This is a genomic window from Mesorhizobium sp. M7A.F.Ca.AU.001.01.1.1 (assembly GCF_004022735.1).
Lineage (GTDB): Bacteria > Pseudomonadota > Alphaproteobacteria > Rhizobiales > Rhizobiaceae > Mesorhizobium > Mesorhizobium ciceri.
Window position 1 is genome coordinate 1 of the sequence record NZ_RZPF01000420.1, and the last position, 5,774, is coordinate 5,774.

Sequence of the window (5,774 nt, forward strand, 5' to 3'; positions counted from 1 at the left end):
GCTCACCTCGGTCGAGGCGAATTCCACCGACGCGGTCAGGCAAGCGGCGACAGCCGCGATCGCCAACATCAATTCGACGCTGGCCTTTTGGGATGCCGGGCAGAACATCTGGTACGGCATCTCGCTGGGCTCGGTGCTGCTGCTGGCGGCAATCGGCCTCGCCATCACCTTCGGCGTCATGGGCGTCATCAACATGGCGCATGGCGAGATGGTCATGCTCGGCGCCTACACGACCTTCGTCGTCCAGCAGGTGATCCGTACATCCTTCCCTGACCTGTTCGACTGGTCGCTGGTCATCGCACTGCCGCTGGCCTTTCTCGTCGCCGCTCTGGTTGGCCTGATCATCGAGCGCGGCGTCATCCGCTTCCTCTATGGCCGGCCGCTTGAAACACTGCTGGCGACATGGGGCGTCTCGCTGATCCTGCAACAGGCCGTGCGCTCAATCTTCGGGCCGACCAACCAGGAGGTCGGCAACCCATCCTGGATGTCGGGCTCGTTCAATGTCGGACAGTTGGCGATCACCTGGAACCGCCTGTGGATCCTGGTTTTCGCGCTCGCTGTCTTCGGCATCCTGCTCTACGTGATGAAGCGCACGCCCTGGGGCCTGCAGATGCGCGCCGTCACCGCCAACCGGCGCATGGCTGCCTCGATGGGCATCAGGACGCCGTGGGTCGACGCGCTGACCTTCGCGCTCGGCTCCGGCATTGCCGGCATTGCCGGCGTCGCGCTGAGCCAGATCGACAACGTCTCGCCCAATCTCGGCCGCGGGTACATCATCGACAGCTTCATGGTCGTTGTCTTCGGCGGCGTCGGCAATCTGTGGGGCACGCTGGTCGGCGCCTTCTCGCTCGGCATCGTCAACAAGTTCCTCGAGCCTTATGCGGGCGCGGTGCTCGGCAAGATCGTCGTGCTGGTGCTGATCATCCTGTTCATCCAGAAACGCCCGCGCGGCCTGTTCGCGCTCAAGGGGAGGGCGGTGGAAGCATGATCACGGGACGCTTCTTTGCCGCCGGCGCGGACCGCCGCATCGCCATTACGATCTCCATCCTGCTGGCGGTGGCCGTCATCGTGCCGTTGCTCAACCTTGCGGTGTCTCCTACCAGCGCCTTCTACATCCCATCCTACATCGTCGCGCTGACCGGCAAATATCTCTGCTATGCGCTGCTTGCCTTGGCGCTCGACCTGGTCTGGGGCTATTGCGGCATCCTTTCGCTCGGCCACGGCGCCTTCTTCGCGCTCGGCGGCTATGCAATGGGCATGTATCTGATGCGCCAGATCGGCTCGCGCGGCGTCTATGGCAATCCCGTCTTGCCCGACTTCATGGTGTTCCTGAACTACAAGGAACTGCCATGGTTCTGGTATGGCTTCGACCATTTCTGGTTCGCCGGCCTCATGGTGCTCGCGGTGCCTGGCCTGCTGGCTTTCGTCTTCGGCTGGTTCGCCTTCCGCAGCCGCGTCACCGGCGTTTATCTCTCCATCATTACCCAGGCGATGACGTATGCGCTGCTGCTTGCCTTTTTCCGCAACGACATGGGGTTCGGCGGCAACAACGGCCTGACCGATTTCAAGGATATTCTGGGCTTCAACGTGCAGGCCGACGCGACGCGCTCGGCGCTGTTTGCCGCCAGCGCGGTGATGCTGGCACTTGCCGTCTTCGTCACCTGGGCGATCGTCGGCTCAAAATACGGCAAGCTCTTGATGGCGGTACGCGATGCCGAGAGCCGCACGCGCTTCCTCGGCTGGCGGGCGGAGAACGTGAAACTGTTCGCCTTCACCGTCTCGGCCGTCATGGCCGGCATAGCCGGCGCGCTCTACGTGCCGCAGGTCGGCATCATCAATCCGGGTGAATTCGAGCCGGCCAATTCGATTGAAGTCGTCGTCTGGGCGGCTGTCGGCGGGCGCGGCACCATTGTCGGGCCGATCATCGGTGCGTTGCTGGTCAATGCCGGAAAATCCTGGTTCACCGGCGTACTGCCGGAGTTCTGGCTGTTTGCACTGGGTGGACTATTCGTCGCCGTCACGCTTTTGCTGCCCAAGGGCATCATCGGCATGTGGGACAGCTGGCGCGGCAACGCCAAGGCGTTGCGAGCTGCTTCGATTGCCGAGGAAGCCGGCACCGATGCCGATGTCTCGCCGCCGGCGAAAATCGTTCGCAGTGAAGCAAGAAAGCCAGGTGACTGGTCCGCCAGCAACCCCGAACCACAGCCGGCGGAGTGAGCGACCATGTCAAAGTCGAACACGATCCTTTATCTCGACGGCGTCTCGGTCTCCTTCGACGGCTTTCGCGCCATCAACAATCTGTCGCTGGTGCTCGACAAGGGCGAGATGCGCGCCATCATCGGCCCCAACGGCGCCGGCAAGACGACGATGATGGACATCGTCACCGGCAAGACGCGGCCCGACGAGGGCGAAGTGTTCTTCGACGGCCAAGTCGATCTGACCAAGCACGACGAGGCCGAGATCGCAATGATGGGCATTGGCCGTAAATTTCAGAAGCCGACCGTCTTCGAAAGCCACACGATCGAGGAAAACCTGATGCTGGCGCTGAAGGGTCCTCGCTCGATCTTCCCGGCGCTGTTTCACCGCCGCTCGGCCGCCGAGACGCGGCAGATTGATGACATCCTCGGCATCATCCGGCTTGGCGACAAGCGTGACGAACTGGCGGCCAATCTCAGCCATGGGCAAAAGCAGTGGCTGGAGATCGGCATGCTCTTGGCGCAGGACCCGAAACTGCTTCTGGTTGACGAGCCGGTCGCCGGCATGACCGATGCCGAGACCGAGGAAACCGCGCGGCTGCTCAAGGATATCGCCCGCGACCATTCGGTCATCGTCGTCGAGCACGACATGCATTTCGTGCGCGAGCTCGGCGTCAAGGTCACCTGCCTGCACGAGGGCTCGGTGCTCTCGGAAGGCACACTCGATTTCGTGTCGGCCGACGAGCGTGTCGTCGAAGTCTATCTGGGGAGATGAGCATGGTCTGGCGGGTTCAGTTCCATCACTTCGATCTGTCGTTTCTCAGGTTCTGGAGACGGCGCTGACATGCTCGAAGTTTCCAATGCCACGCTGCACTACGGCGCCGCCCAGGCGCTGCGCGGCGTATCGCTGAAGGCGGGCGCCGGCAAGATCACCTGCGTGCTCGGCCGCAACGGCGTCGGTAAGACCAGTTTGATGAGATCGATCGTCGGCCACCACCGGCTGACGAGCGGAAGCGTTGCCTTCGAGGGGAAGGCGCTCGACCGGAGCGCGGCGTATGACCGCGCCCGGTCGGGCATCGCATTCGTACCGCAGGGCAGGGAGGTCTTTCCGCTGCTCACCGTGCGGGAGAACCTGGAATCAGGCTTTGCGCCGCTGAGGCGAGCCGACCGCAACATTCCGGCGCATGTCTTCGAATTGTTCCCTGTGCTGAAGCAGATGCTCGGCCGTCGCGGCGGCGATCTTTCCGGCGGCCAGCAGCAACAGCTCGCCATCGGGCGGGCGCTGGTGATGCGGCCGAAACTGCTCGTGCTCGATGAACCGACCGAGGGCATACAGCCGTCGATCATTAAGGACATCGGCCGCGCCATCCGCTATCTACGCGACCAGGCGGGCATCGCCGTGCTTTTGGTCGAACAATATCTCGATTTCTGCCGCGAGCTCGCCGACGAGGTCAACATCATGGACCGGGGCGTGATCGTCCATACCGGCCCGGCTGAAGATTTAGACCGGGCTGATGTGCGGAAGTTCCTTACCGTCTAGCATTGGCGGTGAACTTCAGTTGGCGATCCGAAGTTCTTGCCAAGTCCAATATTTCTCCATCCGATCACCTGCGTCTCTGGCACGCTCAATATCGCGTGCTAGTCTTTTCCATGGCTTTGTGAGTCGGCCGCTTCCGTATCAGTCTGGTTATCGCAGATCGAGGACCACGGCCAATGCCGGGCAAGTTTCACGCAAGCAAGGCTGCCTAGCTTCCCTCCTGCGATCTCTGTCGTTCAAACGCGTTTGGGCACACAGGCTAAGGGACAGCCATGGAACGTTACGTCGAGGATTACCAGAAGCGGCGGCTTACCGAACGCGTCGACATCATCGCTGCCATCAATATCTTGAGATCACAGGGCTGCGACTACGACGATCTGATCGAGGAGATCACCAAGGTCTTCTATGTCGATCTCGATACCTTCAATGAGATTGTCATGGCGGCCTAGGAGCCGCATTCGTCTCCCCACGATCAGAGGCCGGTGTTGCGCGATTAGCTTGCGCGCCTGAACGGAGATGCGGTGACGCGGTTACGGCCTCCGCGCTTGGCGTCGTAGAGCGCCTTGTCGGCGGCGTTGAGCACCTTGTCGAAGCCGAGGCCTTCCTTGGTGCCGAAAGCAAATCCGGCACTGACGGTGCATATCAGCGAGCCTGTCTCGGTTTCGATGCGGTGCGCGGCGAAAGCTGCCCGTATGGCCTCGGCGGTGGCCTCCACCGTTTCGGGCAAGGTCCGCTTCAGCACCAGCGCGAACTCCTCGCCGCCCATGCGCGCGGCGACGTCGGCCGGGCGGCGATTGCTGGCGAGTTCCCGTGCAAACACCCTCAGCACCTCATCACCGGCGGCGTGGCCGAATTCGTCGTTGATGGCCTTGAAGTTGTCGAGATCGAAGACGACCACCGCCGTGAAGGCGCCGACCGGCGCATCGCCGTGCAGGTCGAACAGGGCGCGGCGGTTGAGCAGGCCGGTCAGCGGGTCGGTCAGGGCATTGTGGCGGTGATGCCGGGCCAAGCGTCCCTGATTCAGGGCCAGGGAAAGCGCTCCAATCCCGGTCATGCTGGCGATGACGATGATGAGGCTCAGTTCCTCGGCCCAGTTGCTTGGCGCATGTCCAAGGACCAGCTTTCCATCCAAGGCTAAAACCATGGCGCAGAGAGCGAAGGATGCGGCCGTGGCAGAATAGAGCGCGGTGATACCGATCGTCAGGGCAGGGGCTTCGTCGCGGCCCTTCCAGTATTCGACCGCCGTTGCGAACAGAAGCAAGGCGGCGAAGGCATTTTCGAACATGAAGCCCAGCCCGTCATAGCCTAGAGCCATGGGAGGCAACGTCACGGCCAGCGAAATGGCGCTGCCAAGTACAGTTCGGGGCACTGGCGAGCCGCCGGTTCTAAACTGGTAGGCCGCGCCCAGCATTGTCGAGAAACCGAGCAGGAGGAAAGCCAGCGTGGCGATGCCCAGCAGGCGCCCGGGCATGTCGATATAAGCGTCATAGACAAAAATATCGCCGACCACGAACACCAGGCTGATCGCCCATGTCAGCAGGAATTTCTCCGAGCGAGCGGTCAGCCACATGCCGAACAATGTCAGGCTCAGGCAGGCCGCGGAAAAACCGACAGCCAGGAGAAGTGAAGTGTAGTCGAGCGACATGCCCCTCGTCCTTGCCCGTGGCGGCCCAGATCTGCGACTGGTCTGGCTGGATTCATGCAGCAAGGAGGTATCGATAAGGTTACGACGGTGGCGAAGATGCCATGATTCCGCTGCGTCAGGGCACCGGTTGACCCTGGTCCACTCGCTTCATCAGTGCCATGGCGCCGAACGGCGCGCGCACCTTGCCCTCGGTGATGAAGTAAACGAACACGTCGCGCGGCTTGACCGGCGCATCGGTGGCGGGGTCGGCGCGCCGCAGGTCGGCCGGCTGCTTGCCTTGCGCCCAGGTCTTTACCCGCGCGGCCCATTCATCGAGGCCTTTCGGCGTATAGCAGTCGGGATTGTCATCGCTGCCGGTCTGCAGTCGGGCGTAGACGAAATCGGCGGTGATGTCGGC

The 5,774-nt window shown here is 62.4% G+C and carries 7 protein-coding genes; 5 read left to right on the forward strand and 2 right to left on the reverse strand.

Annotation, left to right across the window (positions count from 1 at the left end; all coding sequences use genetic code 11):
• The 5 genes from urtB to EN884_RS22975 form a co-directional block, all read left to right on the forward strand.
• Positions 1-988 (forward strand): urea ABC transporter permease subunit UrtB (gene urtB, locus EN884_RS22955; protein ID WP_128360750.1); only part of this gene is annotated, 988 nt, incomplete at its 5' end.
• Entirely contained in the window at positions 985-2,217 is a 1,233-nt protein-coding gene (gene urtC / locus EN884_RS22960) for an urea ABC transporter permease subunit UrtC (protein WP_027161511.1), read from the forward strand. The genes urtB and urtC, both read left to right, overlap by 4 nt.
• A 6-nt stretch (positions 2,218-2,223) precedes the next feature.
• Entirely contained in the window at positions 2,224-2,970 is a 747-nt protein-coding gene (gene urtD / locus EN884_RS22965) for an urea ABC transporter ATP-binding protein UrtD (RefSeq protein ID WP_013531846.1), read from the forward strand.
• A gap of 69 nt (positions 2,971-3,039) precedes the next feature.
• Complete coding sequence (gene urtE, locus EN884_RS22970) at positions 3,040-3,735, forward strand: urea ABC transporter ATP-binding subunit UrtE (RefSeq protein ID WP_013531845.1); 696 nt, start codon at positions 3,040-3,042, stop codon at positions 3,733-3,735.
• A gap of 269 nt (positions 3,736-4,004) precedes the next feature.
• Complete coding sequence (locus EN884_RS22975) at positions 4,005-4,181, forward strand: hypothetical protein (protein WP_013531844.1); 177 nt, start codon at positions 4,005-4,007, stop codon at positions 4,179-4,181.
• Positions 4,182-4,225: 44 nt separating this feature from the next.
• Here EN884_RS22975 and EN884_RS22980 read toward each other — a convergent pair whose 3' ends face one another.
• On the reverse strand, positions 4,226-5,377 hold the full coding sequence (locus tag EN884_RS22980; RefSeq protein ID WP_013531843.1) for a GGDEF domain-containing protein: 1,152 nt from the start codon (positions 5,375-5,377) through the stop codon (positions 4,226-4,228).
• A 115-nt stretch (positions 5,378-5,492) separates the two neighbouring features.
• On the reverse strand, positions 5,493-5,774 hold a 282-nt coding region (locus EN884_RS22985; RefSeq protein WP_128360751.1), incomplete at its 5' end, for a DUF72 domain-containing protein.